1 protein-coding gene is annotated in these 961 nt (G+C 64.4%); it reads right to left on the bottom strand.

Annotation, left to right across the window (positions count from 1 at the left end; translation table 11 throughout):
- Nucleotides 1-178: 178 nt before the first annotated feature.
- Nucleotides 179-718 (bottom strand): hypothetical protein, encoded by a 540-nt coding sequence (locus HUA75_RS46005; RefSeq protein ID WP_174490133.1) that lies wholly within the window; start codon nt 716-718, stop codon nt 179-181.
- Nucleotides 719-961 lie beyond the last annotated feature (243 nt).

Here is a 961-nt window from a genome sequence, read left to right as displayed (position 1 = left end):
GGTGGCGGAGGTGGTGCCTGCTGCCGACGCTGTGGGCCCAGCAGCAAACCCTGTGGCGACTCCTGCATCCCCCGGGCGAACACCTGTCACAAGGGTCCGGGATGCGCGTGTTGACGCTGCCGGTTCCCGGAGAGAGTTGCTTCCGCGCCGCCGGGGGCTGGCGCGGAACTTGGAATCGTCACTTGGTTGGGACGGTGAGGCAGAGGCCCAGTGCCACTGCGAGGGCGATTGCTCCTCCTCCGAGAGTAAATGCGCTCGCCGCAATGAAGAAGGAGGAGCGCTCGAAGCTGCTGTTCATCAAGGCATCGGCGGCCTCGATTCTCGGGTCGGCAGGGTTCTTGTGCTTCTTGCGGTCCCGGTCAACGAGGGCGGCGACGCCCTCGGTAGACCAGTAGCGGTGCGCCAGGGCGCACGCGCACGCGACGCCAAATGCAATGAGGCATGCCCACAGGCTCTCCCGAACACCTGACAGGCGTGCCTCTCCAGTCAGTGAGAACCGGCCTTCCTTCGAAAGGAAGAATCCGATGGCTCCAATGCCAAGCAGTGCAAGACGGAGAACCTCCCCGGAGAATGATTGATAGCGGTCATGGACTGCGAGATCCGCCTCGAAGTCAGGCGGTTCCCTGATGCCCACAGATTCGGGCACCGCGTGAACGGCACTCTCGATAGAAGCGGCTGCCTCTTCCGCATGTACAGATTGCCGTGGCTGGTCGATCATTTTGCCCCCCAACTGGACTTTGCATGGTCGCGAGCATGCACAGGGACGCGCAGCGCCTCGCGCCGAGGACATGGTCGAGAAGGAGGACTTTACTTCGGGTGCGTTCTTGCGGCGATGTGCGACGGGGTGTGAACGCGGCCAGCGGCAAGCGCGCCTCCAGTAGGTAGGTCTCGGACGCCGTCCCCGCCCTCCCCGACACTCTGAGGCATGGCAGGTGTTGAGTCCCGCGCCCGGGGCGAGTCG

The organism is Myxococcus sp. CA040A (genome assembly GCF_013336725.1).
Lineage (GTDB): Bacteria > Myxococcota > Myxococcia > Myxococcales > Myxococcaceae > Myxococcus > Myxococcus llanfairpwllgwyngyllgogerychwyrndrobwllllantysiliogogogochensis.
Note: the sequence above shows the minus strand (reverse complement) of the source record. Positions and strands in the feature narration are given on the sequence as shown.

Excerpts from the sequence above, each read along its gene's own strand:
- HUA75_RS46005 (WP_174490133.1), bottom strand. The coding sequence starts at position 718 with ATGATCGACCAGCCACGGCAATCTGTACATGCGGAAGAGGCAGCCGCT.